The organism is Amycolatopsis sp. (assembly GCF_035276945.1).
In the GTDB taxonomy this organism is placed as follows: Bacteria; Actinomycetota; Actinomycetes; order Mycobacteriales; family Pseudonocardiaceae; genus Amycolatopsis_E.
In genome coordinates, this window is the sequence record NZ_DATELF010000012.1 from 1 (window position 1) to 26,072 (window position 26,072).

Here is a 26,072-nt window from a genome sequence, read left to right on the forward strand (position 1 = left end):
TGCGGGACACCCGCACCCGGTCGGACGGATGAGCCGGGGCCGCGCGATGGTGAGCTCATCCGTCCTCCACCAATCTGAGGAACGCGTCTTCCAGGCGCCGCCGTGGCCCCGCCTGTTCCACCGCGATCCCGGCGCGGACCAGGGCCGCCACCGCGTCGGCTCGCGGCGTCCCGTCGAGATCGGCGTGCACCAGGTTGCCTTCGACGTCCACATTGGACACACCGCCGAAGTCGCGCAGGGTGTCCGCCGCGGCGTCCGGGCTGTCGACGCGGAAGGTCGCCTCGCCGCCCGCCGCCGCGATGTCGCCGACCTCGCCCGCGGCCACCAGCGCGCCCCGGTGCATGACCACCACGTGCGTGCAGGTCTGCTCGACCTCGGCGAGCAGGTGGCTGGACACCAGGACCGTGCGGCCGGTCGCCGCGTAGCGGCGGAGCACCTCGCGCATCTGGTGGATCTGGGGCGGGTCGAGCCCGTTGGTCGGTTCGTCGAGCACGAGCAGCTCCGGCAGCCCGAGCATCGCCTGCGCGATGGCCAGCCGCTGCCGCATGCCCTGGCTGTAGGTGCGTACCTTACGGTGGACCGCGTCGCCGAGCCCGGCGATCTCCAGCGCCTCGGCGAAGTGGGCCTTGTCGCCCGGCCGTCCGGTGGCGTCCCAGTACAGCCGGAGGTTCGCCTCGCCGGACAGGTGCGGCAGGAACCCGGAGCCTTCCACGAACGAGCCGATCCGGGACAGCACCGGCGCGCCGGGGGTGACCCGGTGGCCGAAAACCTTGATCTCCCCGGCGGTCGGGGTGATCAGGCCCATCAGCATGCGCAGGGTGGTCGTCTTCCCGGCGCCGTTGGGGCCGAGCAGGCCGAGCACCTGGCCGGGTTCGACCCGGAACGACAGGTCCCGCACCGCGGTCAGCCCACCCGGATACGCCTTGGTGAGCCCGGAGATCACCAGCGGCACCTCGGCGAGTCCGGGGTCGGCCTGGTGGGCCCGGCGCCGCCGCACGGCCGCGATCAGCCCCACCGCCAGCGCCGCGACTCCAATGCCCGCGATGGCCAGCACGTTCCCGACGGGCCAGCCCGCGCCCACCGCGCGGCCGGGCATGACCGGCACGCTGAGGTCGCCGGCCAGGGAAACCCGGTACGTCGCCGGGGTGACCGACCCCGCGTAGGCCTGGTCGGTCGTGCCGACCACGACCTGCACCAGGTGCCCCGACTCGATCGGCCGCACGATCCCGGCCAGGGTTACGGGCACCTCGGCCGGGCTGCCGTCGGTGGGCAGGGTGACGCGGATCGGCGTCACCTGGTTCGCGGGCAGGACGCGCGTCCCGTCCGGGTTCACGTCGTAGAGCTTGACGAACAGCACGGCCTCGGGTGTGTTTCCCCAGACGCGCAGCCGGACCGACGGCGTGCCGGCCACCAGGAGCTGCGCGCTGAGCGGCGCCGAGCCGAAGGACGCCGACTGGCCCGGCGGGTCGGCACCGAACAGGCGCGACAGCTGCGAGGAGCCGGACAGCGAGTTGAGCCCCGGAAGCCCGTTGATCGCGGCGGGCACCCCGCCCGGCGGGCTTACGATCGTCTGCTCGCGGCCGGTCAGCGCCACGGTCTCGGTATGGGCGCCGCCATCGGCCTCGACGACCCGGACGGACGGCGTCCCCGACGCCCTGAGCGTGCCCTGGACGTCGTACGGGAAGCCGGTCACCGGATTGCTGCCCTCACCGGTGAGCTGGAAACGCAGCCAGTCGCCGATCTTGCCGCGCAGCTGGGCGCCGGGTGTGCCGCCGTCGTGCCCGCCCGCGTACCAGATCTGCTGGACCTTCCCGCCCGCCGCGGCGATCTGGGCCGCGTTGGCCGCCGACTGGTCGAGCCCGAACAGGGTGTCCTTCTCGCCCTGCACCAGCAGGGTCGGCACCTTGACGCGCCCGGTGACGGAAGCCGGTGAGATGCGCCTGAGCAGGTCGAGGGTCTGCTGGCTCGCCTTCCCGGACAGCGCGAGTTCGGTGTACGCCTGGCAGATCGGGTTGGCGAACCGCCCGCACACGGTGCCGTTCGACGGGGCTTGCTGGGGGAGCTGCGAGACGGACCCCGGCCCGGACGAGCCGCCGGACCCGCCGGAGCCGGCCGTGCCGGTGTCCGTGGTTTCCTGCCCCGGCTCGGGCGCTTCGGCGGTGAGCCCGCTGCCGCCCGCTCCCGCGCCGGCGGAGAACAGCTGCGCCGCCCAGGTTCGCTTGAAGACCCCGTTCGGGATGAGGCTCTGCGCGAGGTCGTTGTAGGTGATCACCGGCGCGATCGCGTCGACCCGCCGGTCCGTGCCGGCGAGCAGGAGGGAGAGCGCCCCGCCGTAGGAGGCGCCGGTGACGCCGACCCGGGGATCGCCAGGGCCGTCCTGGGTGACCTCGGGCCGCGTGGCGAGGAAGTCCAGCAGGCGGGAGGCGTCGGCGACCTCGAAATCCGGGTCGTTGAGCGAGATCTGGCCGGTGCTGCGGCCGAAGCCCCGAGCCGAGTAGGTGAGCACCACGAGTCCGCGCCCAGCCAGTTCCCGTGCCTCGCCCGCGACGCTGTTCTTGTCGGCGCCGAACCCGTGCGCGAGCAGGACCGCCGGTGCCGGGGTCCGTTGCGGGAGGTAGAGCGTGGTGTCCAGGTGCACGCGGTCGGCCGAGCCGGGGGCGGCGGGCACGTCGATGATCGCGTCCTGGGTGGGTACCGGCGTGTCGTCGCCGCCGGAGCGGGTCCAGACGACGCCGGCCGTGGCGAGCACCACCAGCACGGCGGCCAGGGCCAGCAGGCGCCCGCGGCGGGTGCGCGGAAACGGGATGCGGGGCACGGTTATCACCGTAGGCGAGCATTCCTGAGAGGGACGTGGCGGCGGCACCGGCTCCCACCGGTACTCCTCGTCGGTCGGCGGACCGGCGTCGACCGGTGGCGGGTCGCCGCTGTCCACGACCGGGCCCGCCATGCGGTCGGCCAAACGCTTGCTCACGAAGTCGAACTGCCGCAGCAAGGGGACCAGCCGAGGTGTGTCACCGCACGCTGCCCGGGATCATCGCCTGGTAGCCCGACCGTCACAGTAGGTATGCGGGGGGTATCCGCGAATATCCGGCCGCGGCCGATTTCTGTGGGACCCGGGAACTTCCCTCTTCCGCCCGCCGAGTGATAAGGCTTACCTAAGGTGGCTCTTTACGGTTTCATGGGTAATCATGGAAACCGAAGTGGAGGGGAGTACTCCTTCGCGGCGGTGTCGTCAGCACGGCGGTCCTGCGGGACTCCCGGCACCGTCGGCCGGCCGGCACCGGCGGAAGAGACCTCCGGCTAGTCGCCCTGCGCGCTACCGGAGGTATTGCATCGATGAACGTGCCGCTCTGGGTGTGGGCCCTCACGGTCGGAGGCCTGCTCGTCCTCATCGCCGTCGACCTGGTGATCGTGGACAGCAAGCCGCACGAGGTGACCACGGCCGAAGCGGCCCGCTGGGTGATCTTCTACGTCTCCTGTGCCGTGCTCTTCGGGGCAGGCGTGTGGGTGGTCGCCGGGCACCAGTTCGGGGTCGAGTTCTTCACCGGCTACATCACCGAGTACTCGTTGTCGGTGGACAACCTGTTCATCTTCATGGTGATCATGGCGTCGTTCAAGGTGCCGGTGATCCACCAGCACCGGGTGCTGCTGGTCGGCATCCTGCTCGCGCTGGTCATGCGGAGCGTGTTCATCGCGGTCGGCGCGGCGCTCATCGCACAGTTCGTGTGGGCGTTCTTCCTCTTCGGCGGGGTCCTGGTCTGGACGGCCATCAGCATGCTGCGGGGCCAGGACGAACATCAGGAGTACGAAGAGAACGCGGTCACCCGGTGGGTGCGCCGGATCTACCCGGTCACCGAGGACTTCCACCGGCACAAGATGTTCGTCAAACGCGACGGCAAACGGTGGATCACGCCGATGTTCCTGGTCATCGTGGCCATCGGCAGCGCGGACCTGCTGTTCGCCGTCGACTCGATCCCGGCGATCTTCGGCATCACCCAGGAGGCCTTCCTGGTGTTCACCGCCAACGCCTTCGCGCTGATGGGGTTACGGCAGCTGTACTTCCTGCTCGGCGGGCTGGTGAACAAGCTGGTCTACCTGTCCTACGGGCTCGCGATCATCCTCGGCTTCATCGGTGCCAAGCTGGTCCTGCACGCGCTGCACGAGTACCACGTGGTGCCGGACTGGCTGGACATCAACAACTGGGTCTCGCTCGGGGTGATCGTCGCGGTGCTGGCGGCCACGACCTTGCTGAGCCTGGCCAAGGTCAAGCGGGACACGGCGGCGGCCAAAACTTCTTAGTTTCGCTAACGAGCCCGGCGAGGGGCCGGTACGGTCGGGTTCATGCGCCCTGCTGACCTCCCCCTGCTCGCCGTGCCCGGCAAGCCGACCCTGCGCGGTGACCTGCTGCTGACCGGGCTGGCCTGCCCAGATCCCGCCACCAACAGCTATCCCGGCTCCCTGTGGAAGGTCGGCCTCGACGGCGTGACCACTCGCTGGACCCACGGCGAGTGGGACACCGATCCCGTGATCTCGCCCGACGGCCGGTGGGTGGCCTTCCTGCGGAAGGCGGGCGAGGCGGGCCGCGCCCAGGTACACGTGATGCCGACGGGCGGCGGCGACGCGCGGAAGTTGACCGGCCTGCCGCTCGGCGCGGGCGCGCCGGTCTGGGCGCCGGACTCCCGCCGGATCGCGTTCACCGCCCGCGTGCCCGAACCGGGCCGGTACGGCGCCCCCGCCGCCGGCGGCGAGACGGTGGAAACCGACGCCGAAGCGCCGCGCAGGATCACGCGGTTCGACTACCGCATCGACGACATCGGTTTCCTGGGCGACCGGCGGCAGCGGCTGTTCGTGGTGGACACCTCCGGCGATCCGGGCGAACTCGAGCCGTTGACCGACGACCGGGTCGACGTGGCCGATCCGGCGTGGACCCCGGACGGCGAGACCGTGCTCGTGGTCGCGCAGCGCGACTGGGGAGAGGCCGAGACCGAGGAGATCGACATCTACGCCGTGCCCGCTTCCGGCGGCGAACCGGTGCTCGCCGTGCGGACGGCGGGTGGCGCGGAAAAGCCGACGGCGGGCGAGGACGGGGTGATCTGGTACCTGGGCGCCGAGTTCGAGTGGCCCCGGCTGGAGGCGCGCAATCCCGGGTTGTGGTCGGCCGTGTTCCGGCCGGGCGCCGGACCGGCGGTGCCGCGGCGGCTGACCGACGCCGAGTCGGTGTTCTGCGTCGCCACGGCCGGCGCTCCCGCGCTCTCCGGCGACCAGTTGGTCGTCGCGGTGCTCAACCGGGGGAGCGTGGAGCTGCGCGCGGTGCCCCGGGATGCCGAAGCGGCGCCGCTCGGCAAGCTGACCCTGCTGGCCGGCGAGCGTGCGGCGGTTCGCTCGTTCGCCGTGGACGGGGAGCGGATCGCGGCCGTGGTGGCCACTCCGGAGAGCGCCGGCGACGTCGTCGTGTTCGACGGTGGCGCGCCCCGGGTGCTTACCGACTGGTCGGAACCCTTGCGGGGCAAGGGGATCCGGCCGGTCGAGGAAATCGGGGCCACCGCGCCCGACGGCTATCCCGTGCACGGCTGGCTGGTCCACCCGGAGGGCGACGGCCCCCATCCGGTGTTGCTCTGCGTTCACGGCGGGCCGTTCGCGCAGTACGACTGGGGCCTGCTCGACGAGGCCCAGGTCTATGCTTCAGCCGGGTACGCCGTCGTGCTGGCCAACCCGCGTGGCTCGGCGGGGTACGGCGAGAGTCATGGTCGCGCCATCGTGCACGGGTTCGGCACGGTCGACGCCGACGATCTGCTGGCCCTGCTCGATGCCACGCTGACGCGCCCGGACCTCGACTCCGCACGCGTCGGTGTCATGGGCGGCTCCTATGGCGGGTTCATGACGAGCTGGCTGGCGGCGCATCACGGCGAGCGGTTCCGGGCCGCGTGGAGTGAGCGCGCGGTGAACGCCTGGGACTCGATGACCGGCAGCTCGGACATCGGCTGGACGTTCGTGGACGCCTACATCGGCCCGGACCTCCAGGTCCAGCTCGACCGCAGCCCGCTCAGCCACGCCGGCCGCGTCCGGATCCCGTTCGCCGTGGTGCATTCCGAGCACGACTGGCGCTGCCCGCTCGAACAGGCCCAGCGCATGTTCGTGGCGCTCAAGCGGGCCGGTGCGCCGGTGGAGTTCCTGCTCTTCCCGGGCGAGGGGCACGAGCTGACCCGCTCGGGAAAGCCGCGGCACCGGATCCAGCGCTTCGACGCCGTCCTCGGCTGGTGGGCCCGCCACCTCAGTTGAGCAGCGTGTAGTTGAGGTCCTCGCAGATCCGGCCGAGCGGGAGGTCGAGGCCGGGGTGGTCCAGCGGCACCAGCACGTCCGGCGCGAGCGGGAGCGCGGTGGCCGCGGGCGGGTCCCACAGGCACACCGCGGGCCCGCCGCCGTCCATTGAGGACCGGTACCACAGCCCGTCGAGGTCCGGGAACGCCGAGCGGATCGCGCGGGCCCAGGCCTGCGTGATCTTCTTGGGCCCGCTGGAGATCTCCTGCGAGGCCCCGACCCGGGTCGGCCACAGCCCGGCCAGGTCGAGCAGGCACAGCGTGCGGGCCGGACGGAAGATGACCAGCCGGGGGCCGCGTGTCCGGCGGTCCACGATCGACGTCGTCTGGAAGACCTCGGCCACGCTCGTGCGCACCGAGAGGCCGAAGTAGAGCACACCGTTGTCCTCGTCCGTCACCATCGCGCCGCCCCGGCCGGGCCGCTGCGGGTCGAAGCGGCCGTGCGGCAGGGGCCCGGTGCGCCGGAAGGTGTTCCACTGCTGGGGGTGGTTGCCGTGCGCGGTGAAGACCCGGGCGAGCCGGGTCGCCGGGCTCACCGAGACGACGTCACGATCCGGGCGCAGGGCGTCGGCCAGGGCGGCGCGCGCCGGCGGCAGGGGCAGCCGTGCCATGTCGTGTGGTGACCCCTAGACGGGCGTGCCGAGTGTCGAGGCGAGCGCCGCGACCGGTGCCGGGTCGCCCCCGGCGAGCAGCCACTGCCGTGGCGTCGCGGGCGTGCGCTCGAGCATGAGGTCGGCCTGGGGGGTCGTCATGAACGACGCCAGGACGAGGGCGGGCTGATCCGCCGGGACGGCGGCGAGCACGGCGCCCAGTCCCGGCAGTACCGCGTTCCGGGTGAACTGCCACGCCGGGAGCCGCCAGCCGCCCGGTTCCTTCCAGCCGGTCAGCCTGCCCGCGGCGAGCTTGTGCCGGATCCGGCTCGGATCCACCCCGAGTGCGCGCGCGGCCTGCACCGCGGTCAGCGCGGACTCCGCCAGCACGGCCTGCGCGGCGACGGTCCTCGCCCGCGCGTCCGGCTCGTCGTCCGTCCTGGGTGAAAGATCCAGCCCGGCGTCGGTGAGCGCGGCACGCTGCCGGGGCGAAAAGTAGTCGCCCGGATCCGGGTTCTGCGGGGACAGCCTCCGGGCCGCGGCCTCGATCATGGCGAGGAATTCCGCGGCGTCCACCCGGAGCCCGACCCTGGCGAGCACGCTCTCCAACGTGGCTGTCATGCGCCCACCCTAGCGCCTGGCGTGCGGGTTCGTGCGGTTGACACCTGGCGTGCGTCACTCTAACTTCCCGCAGTAATCGATTTCTCGCCGGCGAGAAGTGGGGACGTCGTTGAGCGAAACTGCCGTTCCGCTGGTCGAGATGATCGGCGTCAGCAAGTCCTTCGGTGGGGTGCGGGCCGTTGCGGGCGCGGACTTCACCGTCCGCGAGGGCGAAGTGCACGCGCTGCTCGGCGAGAACGGTGCCGGCAAGTCCACCCTGATGAAGGTGCTCTCCGGCGAGGTCGGCGGGTACCGCGGCGAGATCAGGATCGGCGGCGAGCCGGTGCGCTTCACCTCTCCGGCGGACGCGCAGCGTGCCGGGGTCGCGATGATCCACCAGGAGCTCGACCTGGTGCCCGCGCTCTCGGTCGCGGAGAACGTGTTTTTGGGCAGGGAGCCGAAAACCGCGTTCGGCACGGTGGATCGCCGCCGCGTGGTGACCGAAACGGCCGCGCTGCTGGAGCGCACGGGGGTGACCCTCGACCCGAGACGGCCGGTCGAGCACCTGCGCACCGGCGAGCAGCAGCTCGTCACCATCGTCAAGGCGCTGTCGCTGGACGCGCGGATCCTGGTCATGGACGAGCCCACTTCGGCGCTGTCGGTGCACGAGGTCGAGCGGCTGTTCACCGTGATCGGCGGGTTGCGGCGGGCCGGGGCCGGGATCGTCTACATCTCCCACCGGATGGAGGAGATCGGGCGCGTCGCCGACCGCGCGACCGTGCTGCGCAACGGCCGCGTCGTGGCCGAGTTCGACGCGCGGGCGATGACCGCCGCCCAGGCGTCCGAGGCGATGGTCGGCAGGCCGGTGCACCTGATGTTCCGCGGCACCGGCACCGCCACGGGGGAGGAGCTGCTGCGGGTGGAAAACCTCGCGGTGCGCCGGCCGAGGCCGGGCCTCCGCGATCCGGCGGGCGTGACCTTGTCGGTGGCCGAGGGGGAGATCGTCGGCCTCGCCGGGCTGCTCGGCTCGGGCCGGACGGAACTGCTGGAGACCCTGTTCGGGGTGGGCGCCAAGGGGCCGTGGCAGGGCCGGGTTCTGTTGCGGGGCAGCCGGATCAGGCCGCGCGGGCCGCGTCACGCGCTGAAGCTCGGCATCGCGTTCGTGCCGGAGGACCGGCGGATCGCCGGGCTCGCCCTCGAGCACTCCGTGCTGGCCAACACCGTTCTGTCCATTGTGGACAGAATTGCCCGGCTGGGACTGGTGTCCCGGCGGGCCGAACGCAACGCGGCCCGGGAAACCACCGAACGCCTGGGCGTCAAGCTCGCGTCGCTGTCCGGGCCGGTCGGCTCGCTGTCCGGCGGCAACCAGCAGAAGGTGGTGCTGGGGCGCAACCTGCTCACCGAGCCCCGCCTGCTCCTGCTCGACGAGCCCACCCGTGGCGTCGACGTCGGCGCCAAGGCCGAGATCTACCGGCTGCTCGGCGAGGCGGCCGCGCGTGGCCTCGGCGTGCTGCTCGCCTCGTCCGAACCCGCCGAGCTGGTCGGCGTGTGCCACCGGGTGGTGGTGCTGCGCGACGGACGCGGTATGCACGAGTTGAACACCGCCGAAGTCTCCGAGGCCGACCTGCTCGCGGCCTCGATGGGCGAGGGGGCCGTGCCCGGCCTGACCGTGGGAGGTGCTTGATGAGCGTCGAACTGGACGAGCCGGTGCGGGAACGGCGAAGCGAGTTCCTGCCTGCCCTGTTCAGGTTCCAGAGCCTGTTCGGGCTGGTGCTGGTGTTCGTCGCCGCGGTGCTGTACTCGCCGCACAAGAACGGCCAGCTGCTCTTCCTCGACTCCGGGAACCTGTTCAACGTCGTGCGGTCGATCTCGGAGATCGGCATCCTCGCCGTGGGGATGACCCTGGTGATCCTGATCGGCGCGATCGACTTGTCGGTCGGCGCGGTGCTCGGCCTGGCCAGTGTCGGCACCGCCGCGCTGCTGGTGCGTGACGGGCTCGGGGTCGTGCCGGTGGTGGTGATCGTGCTGGCGATCGGGCTCGGCTTCGGGCTGCTGCAGGGGGTGGCGATCGCGACCTTCGGCATCCAGGCGTTCATCGTCACTCTGGCCGGGATGCAGATCGCGCGCGGGCTGGCGCGGATCTGGTCCGGCGGCCAGGCCATCGGCATCACCTACGGCGACCGGCCCGGCCAGGCGCCCGTGGCGTTCTCGCTGCTCGGCGAGCGGACCTTCGGCGGGCTGGTGCCGATCCCGGCGCTGATCTTCATCGTGGTCGCCGCGCTGGCCGTGGTGCTGCTGCGGGTCAGCGCGTTTTCGCGGCACGTCTACGCCATCGGCGGCAACGAGAAGGCCGCACGGCTGTCGGGGGTGCCGGTGACCCGGGTGAAGATCGCGGTGTTCGGCATCTGCGGGCTGCTGGCCGCGCTCGCCGGCATCGTGCACGCTGGACGCCTCAACTTCGGCGGGCCCAACGACGGCGGCGGGTACGAACTCGACGCGATCGCCGCCGTGGTGATCGGCGGCACCAGCCTCACCGGCGGCCGCGGCTCGGTCGCGGGCACCGTCGCCGGTGCGCTGCTGGTGGGGGTGCTGCGCAACATCCTGGCGCTGCGCAACGTCGACGCGAACATCCAGTTGCTGGTCATCGGCCTGGTCATCGTGCTGGCCGCCGGTCTGCAGCAACTCCGTCCGGCTTCGGTTTCTTGATTTTTTTCCCGATTCTCTCGATCGCAGAAGGGGCAGGAATGACAAAGAGGTCATCACGGCTGATCCTGGCGCTGGCGGCGGGCGTGTTCCTCGCCGTCACCGCGTGCGGCACCACGCACGAGAACTCGGGCTCGGGTGGCGGGCAGCAGGCCGCGGCGGGCAAGTGCAAGGGCCCGGGGGCGAAGTACACCATCGGCATGAGCCAGGCCAACGTCGCCGAGCCGTACCGCCAGCGGATGGACGACGACATCCGCACCGCGGCCGCCACGGTGCCGCAGTTCGCGGTCAACTTCGCCGACGCGGCACAGGACAACGCCAAACAGGTCGACCAGGTGACCAACTTCCTCACCCAGCAGATCGACCTGCTGGTCATCAGCCCCAACGAGGCCACCCCGCTGACCGCGGTCGTGAAGCAGGCCTACGACCGGGGCATCCCGGTCCTGGTGCTGGACCGCAAGGTGGACGGCGACGCCTACACCGAGTTCATCGGCGCGGACAACGCCGAGATCGGCAGGCAGGCGGGCCAGTACTTCGCCAACGTGCTCCTGCCGCACGGTGGCAAGATCGCCGAGCTGCGGGGCCTGGCCGGGTCGACTCCGGCGAAGGAGCGCGCCGACGGGTTCGCCCAGGGCATCGCGGGCCGCAACATCCAGATCGTGGCGACTCAGGACGGCGACTGGCTGCAGGACAAGGGCGAGCAGCAGGCCGACGCGATTCTCAAGGCGAACCCGGACATCCAGGCGATCTACTCGCAGAACGACCCGATGGCCGAGGGTGCCCGGATCGCGGCGATCAACGCGGGCAGGCCGGACCTGCCGATCACCGGGATCGACGGGCTGCCGATCGAGGCGGGTGGGATCAAGGCGGTCGAGGCCGGCCGTATCTCGGCCACGTTCGTCTACCCGACCGGCGGCAAGGAAGCCGTCGCGGAGGCGAAGAAGCTGCTGCTGGACTGTCAGACCGTGACCAGGACGCAGACGCTGAGCACGAAACTGGTCACCAAGGACAACGCGGCCCAGGTCTACGCCGAGCTCAACCGCGGCTGACCGCCGGATCGCGAACGCTGCTGCCGCGGTCGATGAGCCGGGCGCTGAGCGTGGTGGTGCTCGGGGCCGAGCCGCTCTCGCCGATCCTGGCCAAGAGAAGTTTCGCCGCCTCCTGACCGATGTCGTAGGCGGGTTGCGCGACGACGGTCAGCGGCGGGTCGATCAGGGTCGCCCACGGGACGTCGTCGAAGGCGACCACACCGAAGTCCCGGCCCAGCCGCAGCTTCGCCTCGCCGAGCGCCTCCAGCACGCCGATCGCCATCGCGCTGTTGGCGACCAGCAGCGCGTCGGGCGGCTCGGGTTCGGCGAGCAGCGAGACGGTGGCCTGTTTGCCGCCGGTGGCCCGGTACTCGGCGTGCCGGAACAGTTCCGGGCGGTCCGTGCCGCGCAGCGCGTCGCGGTAACCGGCGAGCCGGTCGTCCGCGGTGCGCACCCCGGCCGGGCCGGTCACGCAGCCTATCCGGCGGTACCCGGCCGCGATCAGGTGCTCGGTCGCCGCGCGGGCGGCGCACCGGGTGTCGACCAGAACCTGGTCGCCGTCGGCCAGCGGCCGGTCCACCGCGACCACCGGGGTGCCGCGCTGCCGCAGCCGCTCCACGTTGCAGGGGGCGCCGGTGGGGGAGAGGATCACGCCGGCGACCCGTTCCTGGAGCGCGACGTCGATGTACCGGAGTTCCTTGTCCGCGTTCTCGTCGGAGTTGCACAGCACCACCGAGTAACCCTTGGCCTGCGCGACATCCTCGACGCCGCGGGCGATCGCGGTGAAAAACGGGTTCTCCACGTCCGCGATGATCAGGGCGATGACCGCGGTTTCCTGACGGCGCAGGTTCCGGGCGAGACCGTTCGGGTGGTAGCCGAGTTCCGTCGCGGCCGCGCGGACCCGGGCGACGAGCGCGGGGTCCACAGTGGATTTCCCGTTGAGCGCCCTGGACACGGTGGCGGTGGAGACGCCCGCCCGCCGGGCAACGTCGTTGATGGTTGCCACCGACTCCTCCTGTTTCCGCTGCGCCCCCGGCACGTTTCCGCTGTCACCATAGCCCGGGGCCGGTGGGGGAGGTGTACAGCCGTCCCCACTGGTCATTGACACCGTCCGCCCAGCGGAATAGCGTCGCGGGTAATCGATTACCCATTCGGGAGGCAGGTATCGTGGCCCGCATCGGCGTGATCAACATTTCTGATGGGCGCGACCATGTGCACACCCGTAACGCGAGTTTCATCCAGTCCAAACAGGACGCACTTGTGCGGTCACTGAGCGCGGCGGGCCACGAGGTGGTCGCGGGCGCGGATCTGGTGGCCACGAACGCGCTCGCCACCTCGGTGGCGCGCGGGGTCGCGGCGGCCGGCGTGGACGTGACGATCTTCTGTTACGCGGTGTGGGCCTTCCCGCACTTCACCATGCTCGCCGCGGACGCCACCCGCACCCCGCTGATCCTGCTGGCCAGCACCGACCCGACCGAGCCCGGGCTGGTCGGCATGCTCGCCGCGGGCGGTGCGCTGGACCAGATCGGCCGTGCGCACACCCGGCTGTGGGGCGCGCCCGACGATGCCGGACTCGTGGCCGCGGTCGGGGCCGAGGCCCGTGCCGCGGCCGCGGTGGCCTCGTTGCGCGGCTCGACGTTCGGCCGGTTCGGCGGCCGTCCGATGGGCATGAACACCGCCGTGGCCAACACCGACCAGTGGATGCGCCAGTTCGGTGTCGACGTCGAGGAGATCGACCAGTACGAACTGGTGCTGCGTGCGGAAAAGGCCGACGCGGCGGAGGCCGCCAAGGCCCGCGAGTGGATCGAAGCGCACGCCGCGGGCGTGCACTACGACGGCAAGAAGCTCACCCCGGAACTGCTCGAGCGGCAGCTCCGGTCGTACCTGGCCATTCGCGACATCATCGCCGAGCGGAACCTGGACTTCTCCGGGATCAAGGGCCAGCCGGAGCTGACCGAGCACTTCGCCACCATGGACGTCACCGAGGCGTTCCTCAACGACCCGTACGACTGGAACGGGCCGAAGGAAGTCCACGTCACCGCGACCGAGGCGGACATGGACGGCGCGCTCACCATGCAGCTGTTCCACCAGATCTCCGGCGACCCGGTACTCTTCGCCGACGTGCGGCACTACCACGCCGATCGCGATATCTGGGATCTGTGCAATTCCGGTCAGCACGCGACCTGGTACGCCGCGCGCAGTGACGATCCCGCGGAAAACCTCGCCAGGGTCAACTTCTATCCCGAAGTGTTCTTCTTCCCGGCGGGCGGGGCGTCCGTGCAACACATCGCCGCGCCGGGGCGGATGACCCTGGGCAGGCTCACCCGCGAGGCGGGGCGGTACCGCCTGCAGCTGATGCTCGGCGAATTCGAAAGCTACGACGACGAAACCAACGACGAGCTGGTCCGGCAGTCCACACCGGAATGGCCGCATGCCTTCGCCCGCCTGGATGTCGACGGCCCGGCCTTCCTGTCGAAGTTCGGCGCCAACCACATCCACGCCGTTCCGGGCGACCGCAGGCCGGAACTGCGGGCGGTGGCGAAGCTGCTGGGCGTGCGGCTGGATGAGTGGACCCGTGGCTGAATCCGGACTCTTCCTGGGAGTCGACGTCGGGACATCCAGTTCGAAGGGTGTCCTGGTCACCGCCAAGGGCGAGATACTGGCCCGGGTTTCGCGCCCGCACGCCACGTCGTATCCGCATCCGGGCTGGGTCGAGCACGACGCGGAAACCGTGTGGTGGGCGGATTTCCTGGCGCTGACCCGGGAACTGGTGGCCGCCGCCGGGGACCGGCCGCTCGCCGCGCTCGCGGTGAGCGGGATCGGCCCGGTGCTGCTGCCCGCGGACGCCGAGGGCCACCCGCTGCGCCCGGCGATCCTCTACGGCGTGGACACCCGTGCCGCGCGGGAGATCGCCGAGCTGACCGCGGAACTGGGCGCGGAGTCCATTGTGGAGCGTGGTGGCACGCCGCTGTCGTCCCAGGCGGTCGGGCCGAAGTGGCGGTGGCTGGCCCGGCACGAGCCCGAGGTGTTCGAGCGCACCGAGCTGTTCCTGATGGCCAGTTCCTACCTCGTGTACCGGCTCACCGGCGAATACGTGCTGGACCATCATTCGGCGAGTCAATGCGACCCGATGTACGACCTGCGGGCGGGAGCGTGGGCGGCGGACTGGGCGGAGCGGGTGGCACCGGGAGTTCCGTTGCCACGCCTGGTCTGGCCGACCGAGGTGGCCGGCACCGTCAGCGCCGCCGCGGCCGCCGAAACCGGGCTGCCGCAAGGGCTTCCGGTCACCGCGGGCACGGTGGACGCGTGGGCCGAGGCCACCAGCGTCGGCGTCGCCGATCCCGGCGACACGATGGTGATGTACGGGACCACCATGTTCCTCATCCAGGTACTCGCCGAACCCCGGCTTTCGCTTTCCGGGCTGTGGACGACGCGCGGCGCCTTTCCGGGCACCTACACGCTCGCCGCCGGAATGGCCACGTCCGGGGCGATCACCGACTGGCTGCGCAAGCTCACGGGCGGCGATTTCGCGGATCTGGTCCGGCAGGCGGGCGAGGTGCCCGCGGGCAGTCGCGGCCTGTTGCTGCTGCCGTATTTCGCCGGCGAGCGCACGCCGTTGTTCGACCCGGATGCGCGGGGGATCATCGCCGGGCTGACCATCGGGCACGGACTGGGCGAGCTGTACCGCGCGGCACTGGAGGGCATCGCCTACGGCGTGCGGCACAACCTCGAGGCCATGCAGGCCGCCGGAGGCAAGGGGGTCTGGGGGCTTGCCCCCAGGTGGGGTCTGGGGGTTGCACCCCCGGAGGGCAGGGCGGTCTGGGGGCTTGCCCCCGGGCGGGGTCCGGGGGCCGCACCCCCGGAGGGCGGAGCGGGCCGGCTGGTCGCCGTCGGTGGCGGGACCCAGGGCGGGCTGTGGACCCAGATCGTCAGCGACGTGACCGGCGCCGAGCAGCAGGTGCCCGCCGAGACGATCGGGGCCGCGCTGGGGGACGCCCTGCTGGCGGCGGTGGCGACCGGCGCCGAACCGGACGCGGCGGCGTGGAACCCGGTGGCCGGCACGGTCCGGCCCGATCCCCGGCGGGCGGCTGTGTACGAGAAGTTCTATCGCCGTTACCGGGAGCTTTACCCGGCCACCCTCGAGATCGCGCACTTCCTCGCCGCCGAGCAGCATGCGGCGGACACGAATGAATGACAATCTCGCGGGCTGAGCCTTCACGGCTTACGGTTTGTGCACGATCTTGTGCGGAAAGTATCATCGTCCGCCCAAAAGGGTGAAAGAGTGCAGTTTCGATTCGCGTTGGGTAACGATTGATGCTCGGCTGACGAGGACTATGTTGACGCGCTCGGTGGAAGCGCGGTGAACGAGAGAAGAAAACCTGCCATGGGTGCTGCTCCCGCGGTGGGCCAGGTGCCGAAGATGCGCTGGCTTCGTTCCGGCCCGGTCACGTTGTTCGCCGGTGCTGCGGTGCTGCTGGCCGTCGGTCTCATCTCGATCGTGGTGACCACACACCGCACGAGCCCGGTGCCGGGCGCGCCGGCCGGCGCGCCCACGGCGGGTCCGGTCAACCCCGCGCCCGAACCCCTGGTCACGCACACCGTGCGGTACGAACTCACCGGTGGCGCCGCCCGCAACATCAGCTACGTGACCCAGGGCTCCGGCCTCGCCCAGGTGGCCGCGACGGGCTCGCCGTGGGCTGTGTCGCTGGAACGGCAGGCGGCCCCGCGCAGTTCGCAGTACTACAGCCTGTCCGCGCAGGACACCGGGCAGGGCACGCTGAAATGCCGCGTCCTGGTGGACGGCACGGTGATCAGCGAGCGGAGCGTTACCGGCCCTGGCGAGGTAGTCCGCTGCGCGAAGACGCTTGGCTAGAACTCGCGCTCCATGGCGAGTTCCTCGCCGAGGAGCATCGTGTCGACGAAACCCTGCCGCCGGTAGAGCACGCTCGCGTTGTGATTGCTCTCGAACACCGCCAGCCGCACGCGGACGGCTCCCTGTTCCCGCGCCCAGCCGACCACGCTCGCGACGAGCGTGTCGCCCACCCCGCGTCCCCGGGCGAACGGCGCCACCCACACCGACAGGAGATCCGAAGTGCCATCCGGGTCCGGAGCCGTTCCGCACGCCATGCCGGCCGGTTTGCCGTCCAGGTCGGCGAGGATGTTGAGCGGAACCTCGTCGAGTCGCTGCCGCCAACGTCGCTCGTCCACGCCCGCCCAGTCCTCGAATCTCGAATGAAACGCATACGGCGCCTCGCGCAAGGCCTCGAGGCGCAGTTCTCGCCACTCACGCCAGTCGTCGGCCGTCAACGTTCGCACGACGATCATGCGGCGAAGCTAGCACCGCCTCCCGCGGGCCTCGGCATGATTTCTCCATGACGAACGTTTCGATCGTGGTCGGCCCGATGCTCGCGGTGGTCCTGGTTGCCCTGGTGGCGGTGGGCGCGGTCGTGGTGCGGCTGGGGGAGCTGGGACCGGGGCGTGCCGTCGTGATCGCCGCGGTACGGGCCGTGGCGCAGCTCGGCGCGGTGTCGTTCGTGATCACGGTCATCCTGCGGTCGGCCTGGTGGACGGGACTGTTCGTGCTGTTGATGTTCGGTGTCGCCGCGGTCACCTCGGCTCTCCGGGTGGGCGTGCCGCCGCGCCAGGTCTCCTGGATCGCGGCGGCGATCGGGGCCGGCGTGGTGCCGGTGCTGGCGCTCGTGCTCGGTACCGGGGTGACGCCGCTGAAACCCATTGCCGTGGTACCGATCGCCGGTATCGTGATCGGCGGGGCGATGACGGCCACCTCGCAGGCCACCCGCCGGGCGCTGGACGAGCTCCGGCTGCGGCACGGCGAGTACGAGGCCGCACTCGCGCTCGGTTTCCCGCGGCGGGCCGCGGCACTGGAGATCTGCCGACCGTCGGCCGGGCAGGCGCTGATCCCGGCACTCGACCAGACCCGGACCGTCGGCCTGGTGACCCTGCCCGGCGCCTACGTCGGAGTGCTGCTGGGCGGCGCGAGCCCGGTGCAGGCGGGGGTCACGCAGGTGCTGGTGCTGATCGGACTGCTGGCGGCGGAAGCGAACGCGGTGCTGGCCGCCGTCCAGTTCGTGGCCGCGGGAATGCTGACCGGAAATGCTCACCCGTCCCGGCACCCGTCCCGCCCCTAACATCGGGGCTATGACGGTTGCTGATCTTTTGATCGACGGGTTCGGCCGGGTGCGCGAATCGGTGCACGGCGCGGTGCGTGGCCTCGACGCGGACCAGCTCGCCGAACGCGTCGCCCCGGACGCGAATTCGATCGGGTGGCTGGTCTGGCACCTCACCCGGGTCCAGGACGATCATCTCGCGGAACTGGAAGAACTCGAGCAGGTCTGGACGGCACAGGGCTTCCACGAACGGTTCGCGCTGCCGCTCGACCCCGCCGACACCGGTTTCGGGCACAGCAGCGATCAGGTGGCTTCGGTCCGGGTCTCGTCGGCCAGGCTCCTGACCGACTACCACGACGCGGTACACGCGCAGACCGTCGCGTGGCTGGCCGGTCTCAAGGAGTCCCAGCTCGACCGGATCGTGGACGAGGCGTGGGATCCGCCGGTTTCGCTGGGGGTGCGGCTGGTGAGCGTGCTCGACGACGACCTCGAGCACGTCGGCCAGGCTGCCTTCGTCAGGGGGATCTTGCCGCGCTGAGGTCAAGGGGCCTGGGGGCTTGCCACCGGTGGGGTTTGGAGGTGCACCCCAGCGAGCCCTCCAGCGAGCACTGTCAGCCGGGCGGCGGAGGTGCCCAAGCCGGTGGGACCGCCCAGGACGCGCGCGCCCGCGTGGGGCCGGTAGCGCAGTTCGGCTTCGTCGTAGCGCCGGCATCCTTCGTGCCAGGTGAGGATGCCGGCCAGCCAGTTCTGGAGTTCGGTGGCATATCCGGCGAGCGTGCCGCGCGCCTGCTCGTCCAGGCCGAAGTCGTCGAACAGCGCGGGCAGTTCATGGGCCACGATGTGCTCGAACTGGCGCATGCGCGAGGTCATCAGGTCGTTGACGATCGCGGTGGCACTCCGGCGGTCGCAGCCGAAGAAGTTCTGCACGACCAGCACCCCGTTGTGGATCTCGCCCTCGAACTGGATCTCCTTCTGGTAGGAGAAGATGTCGTTGAGCAGGCACGCGTAGTCCGCCGCCGCGTGCTCCATCGCCTGCACGGGCCTGCTGGCGTAGATCTCGGGCGGCAGTTTCTTCCCGTGCGCGAGCCGGGCCAGGCTCATGGTCAGGTCGGAGCCGAAGGTCCGGCGGCGCATTTCGAGGTAGTCGACCGGGTCGGGAATCCGGTGCTGCTTGGCGTTCGCCAGCTCCCACAGCCAGCTCTCGGTCATGGTTTCCACCGCGTCGCGGAACGTCCGGCGCTGCTCGGCCGTCATCGCCGCGGTGGTGCGTGACCACAGGTCGGACAGCGCGCGTTCCAGCGGGATCGACGGCTCCGGCGCCGGTTCCGAGTCCACCGGCATGAACTCCGACAGCCGTTCGTTGCACGCCTTCGCGCCGGCCAGGTCGGGGCCGGGGCCGAAGACGACCGGGTAGTAGTCGTCGGCGTAGGTGCCCCAGGTGAGCCAGTCCGTGGTCTGGTTCAGACCATCGGCGGTGGTGGCCGGGTCGATTCCGGCCGCGCACAGGGCGAAGTCGAAGGCTTCCAGCTTGTGCCGGTCCCAGATTCCGGGCACCGGGTCCAGCAGCCCCATCCGGCGCGCCCATTCGATGTTGTGCTCACGGGCCGGGTTCAGGCACGGGCTCAACCGGGTGGGGAAGGGCATGTGGAAATCCGGCCGCGGCAGCGGCCCGACCTCCTGGAACGGGACGTGGGTGTAGCCGCGGATCCGCTGCGGAGCGGTCCTGATCAGCGACATCCCGATGCCCGAGACCGAAATCCCGCCGGCCGCGCGCTTGTTCATGTAGCGGCTGGACCGCATGTGCCACTCGTGCCCGCCGGACTGCCAGTCCTGCAACCCCTTCACGTAGGCGAGTGTGTCCGAACGGGACTTCGGGTCCAGGCCGTGCATCTCGAACAGCGGCGGCAGTTCGGTGACGCAGGTGTGCTCGAACTGGTGCAGGCGTGAGGTGAGCAGGTCGTTGACCGCGTCGGCCGCCTGCTGGGTGGGCAGCCCGAGGAACTTCTCGAACACCAGCACGCAGTTGGCCAGTTCACCTTCGTCGGTGACTTCGCGTTCGTAGGAGAACAGGTCGTTGCGCAAATGAACGCCGTCGGAGAAGGTGTCCCGCAGTACCCGCATCGGCCTGGTTCCGGCGATCGCGGCGGGAACCTCCGCGCCCACGGCGTGTTCGACCAGATTGGCCGACCACGGCGCGCCGCCCACCTTGCGCCGCATTTCGATGTATTCGATCGGGTTCGGCAACCGGCCCTCGTTGATGTTGGCCAGTTCCCACAACGATTCGTTGAGCAGGTTCCGGGTGCTTTCGGCGAAGCGGCGGCGCCAGTCCGCCGACCGGCCCGGAACGGTCCGGCGCCACAGGTCGGCAAGGCCGCGTTCGACCGGATTGCCCGGTTCTTCGGTGCTCTCCCCGTCCACGGGCATGAACGCGGGCAACCGGTCGAGATACCGCCGCGCCCCGGCCAGATCCCGGGTGCGTTTGTAGCGGTCCAGGAAATGGTCGTCGAAGTAGAAGACCCACACGTACCAGTCGGTGACGAGATCGAGCACCGGTCCCGGCGCGTCCGGGTGGGTGTAGGCGCACAGGAGCGCGTAGTCGTGCGAGTCGAAGTCCTGCTCGTCCCAGATGACCTCGTCGATCATGTCCATTCCGGCCGCCCACGCCTTGCTGTGCTCGCGGGCCTGAGCGAGGTTCGGGTTCAGGCGGGCCGGGTAGGGCGTGTAGAACCGGGGAAGCTCGAAGGGCTGCATGACCCGCCTTTCTCGATCTCGACGCCGTCCCAGGCAACCAACTCACCCCGGATCCGGGCAACCCGCTCGCCGCGCTTCCACACTCTCGCCACCCGATTCGCCCGCCCAGCCCAGCCGCGCCCCACTCCGCGTGGCACGAATCCGCCGGTTCGAATCCGCTGACGGCGCCAATGGCGCGGTCTTATGCTCGGGTGGGTGACGGAGACCTCATCGCCACCCGAGACCCGCTCCGCCGGCTGGCTGCCCCGCCTTCGGCAGCCCAGCCGCCCGGCGTGGCTGCCCGTGTGGTCGAAGCCCGCCGCCATGCGCGCGGTCCGCGCCACGCTGGTCGTGCCCGGCGCGTTCGCCTTCTGCTACGAGGTGCTGGGCAACCTGCAGATGGCCACGTTCGCCGCGTTCGGCGGGTTCGCGACGCTCGTGCTGGCGGCCTTCGGCGGGACGTGGCGTGACAAGCTGATCGCGCATCTCGGGCTCGCCCTGACCGGAAGCCTGCTTTTGGTGATCGGCACGGCGGTCAACTCCTCGGTTCTGGCCGCCACCCTGGTGACCATCCCGGTGGTGTTCGCCGTGCTGTTCGCCGGTGTCATCGGGCCCAACGTGGCGTCGGGCGGGACCGCGGCCCTGCTGGCCTACGTGCTCCCGGCGGCTTCGCCCGGAAACCTGAGCATGATCCCGTCGCGGCTGGAAGGCTGGTGGCTGGCCTCGGTGCTGGGCACGCTGGCGGTGCTGGTGTTCTCACCGCGGTCGCCCGGCGCCCAGTTGCGGAAGGCGGCCGCGGACTGCGCGCGGGCACTGGCCGGCGTGCTGGACGCGTCGGTGCGCGGCGACTCCTCCCCGGAGTGCCGGGAGGCGGCGATCGAGGCGAAACATCAGCTGCAGAACGCGTTCACCGCGACCCCGTACCGGCCGACCGGCCTGGCCAGGGCCGACCAGGCGCTGGCGCGCCTGGTCGGACTGCTGGAGTGGTGCACGGCGGTGGTCTGCGAAAGCCTGCGTGAGTACCGGGATCTCAGCGGCGTCGAGGAGGTCGAGCGCCGGCTGCTCTCCGACACCGCCGTGGTGCTGGAGAATATGGCCGCGGTGCTCGATGGCGGATCAGGAAAGTCCGGACTGGACGAGCTGGAACGCGGCCTCGCGGCGAGCGTCGAGCACCTGCGGCGGCTCGGCCCGGATACCGATGGTTACGCGGAGGCCGTGCACCTGTCCTTCCACGCCCGCACCGCGGCCATGGCGGCGCACACCGCGATGGCCGACGCCCTCGTCGCCACCCGCCGCGCCGACCCGGCGATCATGGCGGACGGCCGCAGGCGATGGTTCGGCACCGCGCCGCTGCCCGATTTCACGGCCGGAGAGCGCCGCCTCGCCCGGCTGGGCGCCGCGGTCAGCCTGGTTTCCCGCCATGCCAGCCTGCGGTCGGTATGGTTCCTCACCAGCGCGCGGGGGGCCGTGGCGCTGGCCGCGGCGATCGCCGTGGCCGACCTGACCGGGGTGCAACGCGGCTTCTGGGTCGTGCTCGGCACCATGTCCGTGCTGCGCACCAACGCCGCCGCGACCGGTGCGACCGCACTGCGCGCCCTGCTGGGCACCGTCGTCGGGACCGTCATCGGCGGGGTGCTGCTGGGGGTCATCGGCACCAGCCCGCCGGCGCTCTGGGTGGCTATGCCGATCGCGGTGCTCATCGCCTCCTACTCGCCGGGCGCGCTCCCGTTCGCGGCCGGGCAGGCCGCCTTCACCGTGGTGGTCTCGGTGCTGTTCAACCTGCTCGCGCCGGTCGGGTGGCGGATCGGCGTGGTGCGAATCGAGGACGTGGCGCTCGGTTGCGCGGTGAGCGTCGTGGTCGGCGCGCTGTTCTGGCCGCGCGGGGCCGCCGCCCTGGTCGCCGACGACCTGGCCGACGCGTTCCGTGCCGGGGGCGCCTACCTCGCGAACGCGGCGAACTGGGCGCTCGGTCTACGGCACGAGCCGCCCGTCGCGGCGGCCGCGATCACCGCCGGGCTCAGGCTCGACGACGCGCTGCGCGGCTTCCTCGCCGAACAGGGCGCCAAGCGGGTACCGAAGGAAGACCTGTGGCGGCTGGTCGCCGGGACACTCCGGGCCCGCCTGACCGCGCACTCGCTGGCGGGCCTGCCCAACCCGCAGGTGGAGCCGGACCCGTTGCGGACGATGCTCGGCGAACAGGCCGTCCAGCTCGCCGGATGGTACGACCACCTCGCCTCCCGGCTCGACCGCACCGACCACGGCGACCTGCCGCCGATCGTGCCCCCGCCCCAGTTCCGTGACCCGCTTTCCGGCAGCGGTGTCACGGTCCGGGACCTCTCGTGCGCGCTCTGGGTCAGCGAGCACCTCAGGCACATCACGCCCCGGCTGGCCGAACTGGTCGAACCCGTCCAGGTCGTGGCCGCGCAGCGGCACCGGCCGTGGTGGCGGTGAGGCCTTACTCCCGCGACTCCCATCAGTCACGGTGCCGCGTGGCCTCCCGCGCGCCCTTGGTCGCCAGCCGGTCCGCACGCTCGTTGTCGGCGTGCCCGGCGTGCCCCTTGACCCAGTGCCATCGCACCTCGTGCCGGGCGGCGGCGGCGTCGAGGCGCTGCCACAGATCGGCGTTCTTCACCGGTGTGCGGCCCTGCGTCTGCCAGCCGTTGGCCTTCCACCGGCGCAGCCACATCGTGATGCCGTTGCGGACGTAGCTGCTGTCGGTGTGGAGATCCACTGACGACGGCCGCGTGAGGCTTTCCAGTGCCCGGATCGGCGCCATGAGTTCCATCCGGTTGTTCGTGGTCCTGGGCGCTTCGCTGCCGTACAGCTCCTTTTCGTGCCGTCCGTACCGGAGCACCGCGCCCCAGCCGCCCGGCCCGGGATTCCCGTGGCACGCGCCGTCCGTGTAGATCTCGACCGTCAGTTCCTCAGCCGCCACATCCGGACCTTATCGAGGCCAGAATGTCCAGGTAATGCTGGTTGTACATCACGCCGAGAACGTTTCCGAACGGGTCGGCCACGGACGCGGTGACGAATCCGGGTCCGCGCTCGACCGGCTTCTCGTGCACCTTGGCGCCCAAGGCCGGCAGCCGCTCGAAGGTGTCGTGGACGTCGTCCACGTGCCAGTAGATCACCGTGCCGCCGCCCGGGGCCGGCCGGCCGTGCGCGGCGAAGCCGCTGTCGACGATGCCGAGTTCGTGCTGGTAGTCGCCGATGCGGAACTCGACGTAGGCGGGTTTCCCGTCGACCGGGCGGACGAAGTACGGCTCGATGCCGAGTAGCGCCGTGTACCAGGCCTTGGCGGCCGCGACGTCGTCGGCGAAGAAGCTGACTGTGGTAAGTCCTCGCAACATGGCCTTGGTCCAGGTTCCTCGCGTCCAGACGGCGTCGTTGCGGAGCAGGACGATGGCCACCAGCGTGAGCACACTGATGCCCCGTAGGCGGCCGCGAGCAGGTTCACGCCCGCGGTGCGGAGGCGGCCAGGGTCTTCTGTGGTTGGTTCCGAAGTTTTCATCGCGGTCAGCGTCCAGCATCTCGGCCACGGCCTGCATCGCCCGATCTCCTGGGCGGACGCCTGAACCGGCGTGCCGACCAGACGGCTGAGCCGGTCCACCGATCGGTCGACTGCTCACCGGCCGGTCCTTCGTGACTGACTCGAGAATCTCCCGCCAGGCCGCGGGATGGTCGGCGACGGACTTCTTGACCGCGACGCCGACATGACCTGGCGACACCACCGGAACCCACGCCGAGCCGGGAATCAGCGTGCTGCCGATCCCGGTCGTCACCAACGGTCTGGTGGTCATGGGTGTGCGGACGGCGCAACTGTACATTTCTGCTTAACGCTCGCGCGGAAATAGTCGCTTGTCCTGACGAATCGGCCTGGCGACGATGGCCGTATGACCCGACAACGTGTGATCAGCGAAGCCACGCCCCCGACGGTCCCCGGCACGGCGGGGGAGGGCAAAGCGGTGGCGGCGGTCGCCGTGGCCGTGGTGCTGTGGGCCTCCGCGTTCGTGGCGATCCGGGGCGTCGGCGAGGCGCTGTCGCCCGCGCCGATGGCACTGGTCCGGCTTGCCGTCGCGGCCGTGGCGCTCACGGTGCTGGTACTTCTCAGGCTCCGGCGGGCGCCGCTCACCAGGTTGTCCCGGAAGGCGTTGCTGCCGGTCGCGCTGTATGCGGTGCTGTGGCTCGCCGGATATACGGTCGCCCTCAACGCCGCCGAGCGGCATGTCGACGCCGGCACCGCGGCCGTGCTGGTCAACGTCGCTCCGCTGTTGATCGCGTTCGGCGCCGGAAAGTTCCTCGGCGAAGGTATTTCCCGCCGGCTTGTGCTCGGATCCGTCGTCGCGTTCGCCGGGGTCGCGGTCATTTCCCTGGGGGCCGCCGCCCACCGCGACTGGAGCGGCGTCGTCCTCTGCCTCACCGCGGCCGTCCTGTATGCGGCCGGCATGCTGGTCCAGAAGGTCGCGCTGCGGCGGGTCGACGGGCTCACCGCGATCTGGCTCGGTTGCCTCGTCGCCACCGCGGTGCTGACCCCGTGGGTGCCGCGACTGGCCGGGGAACTGCGGGCGGCGCCGGCCGGTGCGCTCGCGGGCGTGGTCTACCTGGGGCTGTTCCCGACCGCGATCGGTTTCACGGCCTGGGCCTATGCCCTCCGCAGGATGGACGCCGGCCGCCTCGGGGCGACGACCTACGTCGTGCCCGCCGTGTCTGTCCTGCTCTCGTGGCTGCTGCTCGCCGAAATCCCGACGGCATACGGGCTCGCCGGCGGCGCGATCTCCCTGATCGGCGTGGCGATCTCGCGCAAGTCATCCACGAACGACAGGACGGCGCGCGGAATGCGGTCGGATTCCGCCGTACCGGCGTCGCCTTCGTCGTCGGGTTCCGCGAGCGGCTCGCGGTGACCGCCCAGGCGAGACGAAGGGAGGACGCGAGCGGTCAGGCGGCTTGCGCGGGCAGCAGTTCGAGCAGCGAGTTCATCTCGCGCTCGGCCCGCACGGTCCCGATCTCGTCGCCCTCGGCACGGGCCTGCCTCAGGTCCAGCAGGGCCTGGCGAAGGAGCCGGTGCACATCCGGGGTCGGCATGTGGATCTCTGGGGTGGTGCTCATAAGGTGCCCCTGCGGCTGATGGTGACGGCCGGTCCTGACAAGTGAGGTCTGAGCTGCGACTTGCCAGGACCGGAAGTTCTTGTCCTGTCCCAGAGTGCCGCGGGAGGCTCGCGCGGGAATCCGGGAAAATACCTAGTTCACTACTGTTCCGGGCACCGGCTATCCGTAGGCGATCCGCGGAGCCGTTCGCCCGGCGTCGCCGGAATCGGCTCGGTGACACAGCGCGACGGGGGCGCTGACGACGGTGGCGGGTCGAGGCCGCCGAAAGGCGCCACGCCAGCACGGACACACGCTGCGCCCGTCGGGAATCATTTGGCGGATCCTTGGGGGTATTCCAGCCGTAGCATCCAGGCCTAAATCGCCGGCTGTCGATCGAGGTCTTCGACGGGGATTTCGTGACCAGTCGATGGTGGCGTTCGCACAGCGACCTGCTCACCGAAGCCGCGATCACGAACGGCGCCCTGCATGGGGATTCGCACACCCACCGCTGAAGTGTCGTGCTGGAGATCGAATTCGACGACGAGGAGCACCGGGACCGCTTTCGTGGCCTGCCCGCCGTGCGAGCCGCGCTGGAAGCGGTGCCCTACCCGGTGAGCGGACTGCTCGTGTATCCGGCGCGCGGCGGTTCAGGTAGCGCGGTTCCGCGCCGCCCACGCCCGTTCGCCGGCACCGTGCCCACGCCGCGGGAGGAACAATTCGTCAAGCTCTTGTGAGCGTCGCCGGTCCATGTTCCGGAACACGGTGGTGTCCGTCGGCGATTTCCAATACGGTGTGAGAAGGCCGAGAGGCGCTGCAACGGACCCCGGGTCCGCCACGCTCGGCCCCCCTTGATTTCGCAACAAGGGCGCCTCCCGACAAGGGGAGGGTGCT

The 26,072-nt window shown here is 70.9% G+C and carries 22 protein-coding genes and 1 riboswitch; of the genes, 13 read left to right on the forward strand and 9 right to left on the reverse strand.

Translation table 11 applies throughout. The features are described 5' to 3' along the window. Positions 1–55: 55 nt before the first annotated feature. A complete protein-coding gene (locus VJT49_RS01520; protein ID WP_324162416.1) occupies positions 56–2,815 on the reverse strand; it encodes an alpha/beta fold hydrolase in 2,760 nt (919 codons plus the stop codon). Positions 2,816–3,336: 521 nt separating this feature from the next. Between VJT49_RS01520 and VJT49_RS01525 the strand changes: the two genes are divergently transcribed. Both VJT49_RS01525 and VJT49_RS01530 read left to right on the forward strand, forming a co-directional pair. Further along, a complete protein-coding gene (locus VJT49_RS01525; RefSeq protein WP_324162340.1) occupies positions 3,337–4,299 on the forward strand; it encodes a TerC family protein in 963 nt (320 codons plus the stop codon). A 42-nt stretch (positions 4,300–4,341) separates the two neighbouring features. Continuing rightward, entirely contained in the window at positions 4,342–6,279 is a 1,938-nt protein-coding gene (locus VJT49_RS01530) for a S9 family peptidase (protein WP_324162341.1), read from the forward strand. Here the strand turns inward: VJT49_RS01530 and VJT49_RS01535 are convergent. After that, positions 6,272–6,928 carry an RES family NAD+ phosphorylase gene (locus VJT49_RS01535; RefSeq protein ID WP_324162343.1) on the reverse strand — a complete coding sequence of 219 codons (657 nt, stop codon included), beginning with the start codon at positions 6,926–6,928 and terminating at the stop codon, positions 6,272–6,274. The two genes, VJT49_RS01530 and VJT49_RS01535, sit on opposite strands and share 8 nt — an antisense overlap. A 15-nt stretch (positions 6,929–6,943) precedes the next feature. Beyond that, positions 6,944–7,528 carry a DNA-binding protein gene (locus VJT49_RS01540; RefSeq protein ID WP_324162345.1) on the reverse strand — a complete coding sequence of 195 codons (585 nt, stop codon included), beginning with the start codon at positions 7,526–7,528 and terminating at the stop codon, positions 6,944–6,946. Between the two features lie 139 nt (positions 7,529–7,667). On the opposite strand from VJT49_RS01540, the gene VJT49_RS01545 reads away from it, so the two are divergent. The 3 genes from VJT49_RS01545 to VJT49_RS01555 are packed head-to-tail and all read left to right on the forward strand — an operon-like array spanning position 7,668 to position 11,259. Beyond that, on the forward strand, positions 7,668–9,191 hold the full coding sequence (locus tag VJT49_RS01545; RefSeq protein WP_324162418.1) for a sugar ABC transporter ATP-binding protein: 1,524 nt from the start codon (positions 7,668–7,670) through the stop codon (positions 9,189–9,191). Continuing rightward, entirely contained in the window at positions 9,191–10,213 is a 1,023-nt protein-coding gene (locus VJT49_RS01550; protein ID WP_324162347.1) for an ABC transporter permease, read from the forward strand. Before VJT49_RS01545 ends, VJT49_RS01550 begins: the two co-directional genes overlap by 1 nt. Before the next feature lie 38 nt (positions 10,214–10,251). After that, the gene (locus VJT49_RS01555; RefSeq protein WP_324162348.1) at positions 10,252–11,259 is read left to right on the forward strand and encodes a substrate-binding domain-containing protein; all 1,008 of its coding nucleotides are present in this window, start codon (positions 10,252–10,254) and stop codon (positions 11,257–11,259) included. On the opposite strand, the gene VJT49_RS01560 is transcribed toward VJT49_RS01555, so the two are convergent. Continuing rightward, positions 11,246–12,244 (reverse strand): LacI family DNA-binding transcriptional regulator, encoded by a 999-nt coding sequence (locus tag VJT49_RS01560; RefSeq protein WP_324162349.1) that lies wholly within the window; start codon positions 12,242–12,244, stop codon positions 11,246–11,248. The two genes, VJT49_RS01555 and VJT49_RS01560, sit on opposite strands and share 14 nt — an antisense overlap. Before the next feature lie 161 nt (positions 12,245–12,405). On the opposite strand from VJT49_RS01560, the gene VJT49_RS01565 reads away from it, so the two are divergent. From VJT49_RS01565 to VJT49_RS01575, 3 genes are all read left to right on the forward strand, one after another. After that, positions 12,406–13,821 carry an L-fucose/L-arabinose isomerase family protein gene (locus VJT49_RS01565; RefSeq protein ID WP_324162350.1) on the forward strand — a complete coding sequence of 472 codons (1,416 nt, stop codon included), beginning with the start codon at positions 12,406–12,408 and terminating at the stop codon, positions 13,819–13,821. Beyond that, positions 13,802–15,433, forward strand: coding sequence for an FGGY-family carbohydrate kinase (locus VJT49_RS01570; protein ID WP_324162351.1), 1,632 nt, complete (start codon positions 13,802–13,804; stop codon positions 15,431–15,433). The genes VJT49_RS01565 and VJT49_RS01570 overlap by 20 nt, the downstream gene beginning before the upstream one ends. 189 nt (positions 15,434–15,622) lie before the next feature. Next, entirely contained in the window at positions 15,623–16,111 is a 489-nt protein-coding gene (locus VJT49_RS01575) for an MmpS family transport accessory protein (protein ID WP_324162353.1), read from the forward strand. Here VJT49_RS01575 and VJT49_RS01580 read toward each other — a convergent pair. Then, positions 16,108–16,563, reverse strand: coding sequence for a GNAT family N-acetyltransferase (locus VJT49_RS01580; RefSeq protein WP_324162355.1), 456 nt, complete (start codon positions 16,561–16,563; stop codon positions 16,108–16,110). The genes VJT49_RS01575 and VJT49_RS01580 overlap by 4 nt on opposite strands. A gap of 47 nt (positions 16,564–16,610) precedes the next feature. Between VJT49_RS01580 and VJT49_RS01585 the strand changes: the two genes are divergently transcribed. Both VJT49_RS01585 and VJT49_RS01590 read left to right on the forward strand, forming a co-directional pair. Next, positions 16,611–17,387: an ABC transporter permease gene (locus VJT49_RS01585; protein WP_324162356.1), complete on the forward strand. Its 777-nt coding sequence runs from the start codon at positions 16,611–16,613 to the stop codon at positions 17,385–17,387. Between the two features lie 10 nt (positions 17,388–17,397). Further along, a complete protein-coding gene (locus VJT49_RS01590) occupies positions 17,398–17,904 on the forward strand; it encodes a mycothiol transferase (protein ID WP_324162358.1) in 507 nt (168 codons plus the stop codon). Between the two features lie 2 nt (positions 17,905–17,906). Here the strand turns inward: VJT49_RS01590 and VJT49_RS01595 are convergent, their stop codons facing one another. After that, positions 17,907–20,117 (reverse strand): terpene synthase family protein, encoded by a 2,211-nt coding sequence (locus VJT49_RS01595; RefSeq protein WP_324162360.1) that lies wholly within the window; start codon positions 20,115–20,117, stop codon positions 17,907–17,909. A 195-nt stretch (positions 20,118–20,312) separates the two neighbouring features. Between VJT49_RS01595 and VJT49_RS01600 the strand changes: the two genes are divergently transcribed. Then, positions 20,313–22,547 (forward strand): FUSC family protein, encoded by a 2,235-nt coding sequence (locus tag VJT49_RS01600; RefSeq protein ID WP_324162362.1) that lies wholly within the window; start codon positions 20,313–20,315, stop codon positions 22,545–22,547. A 22-nt stretch (positions 22,548–22,569) separates the two neighbouring features. On the opposite strand, the gene rnhA is transcribed toward VJT49_RS01600, so the two are convergent. Then, complete coding sequence (rnhA, locus tag VJT49_RS01605; RefSeq protein WP_324162420.1) at positions 22,570–23,016, reverse strand: ribonuclease HI; 447 nt, start codon at positions 23,014–23,016, stop codon at positions 22,570–22,572. A gap of 4 nt (positions 23,017–23,020) precedes the next feature. Continuing rightward, positions 23,021–23,446, reverse strand: coding sequence for a VOC family protein (locus tag VJT49_RS01610; RefSeq protein WP_324162422.1), 426 nt, complete (start codon positions 23,444–23,446; stop codon positions 23,021–23,023). Positions 23,447–23,989: 543 nt separating this feature from the next. Here VJT49_RS01610 and VJT49_RS01615 point away from each other — a divergent pair. Continuing rightward, on the forward strand, positions 23,990–24,997 hold the full coding sequence (locus tag VJT49_RS01615) for a DMT family transporter (protein ID WP_324162364.1): 1,008 nt from the start codon (positions 23,990–23,992) through the stop codon (positions 24,995–24,997). Positions 24,998–25,031: 34 nt separating this feature from the next. On the opposite strand, the gene VJT49_RS01620 is transcribed toward VJT49_RS01615, so the two are convergent. Next, entirely contained in the window at positions 25,032–25,202 is a 171-nt protein-coding gene (locus VJT49_RS01620; protein ID WP_324162366.1) for a hypothetical protein, read from the reverse strand. A gap of 497 nt (positions 25,203–25,699) precedes the next feature. Between VJT49_RS01620 and VJT49_RS01625 the strand changes: the two genes are divergently transcribed. Further along, the gene (locus VJT49_RS01625) at positions 25,700–25,915 is read left to right on the forward strand and encodes a hypothetical protein (RefSeq protein ID WP_324162368.1); all 216 of its coding nucleotides are present in this window, start codon (positions 25,700–25,702) and stop codon (positions 25,913–25,915) included. Between the two features lie 63 nt (positions 25,916–25,978). Further along, positions 25,979–26,059: riboswitch (S-adenosyl-L-homocysteine riboswitch) on the forward strand. Positions 26,060–26,072: the final 13 nt, after the last annotated feature.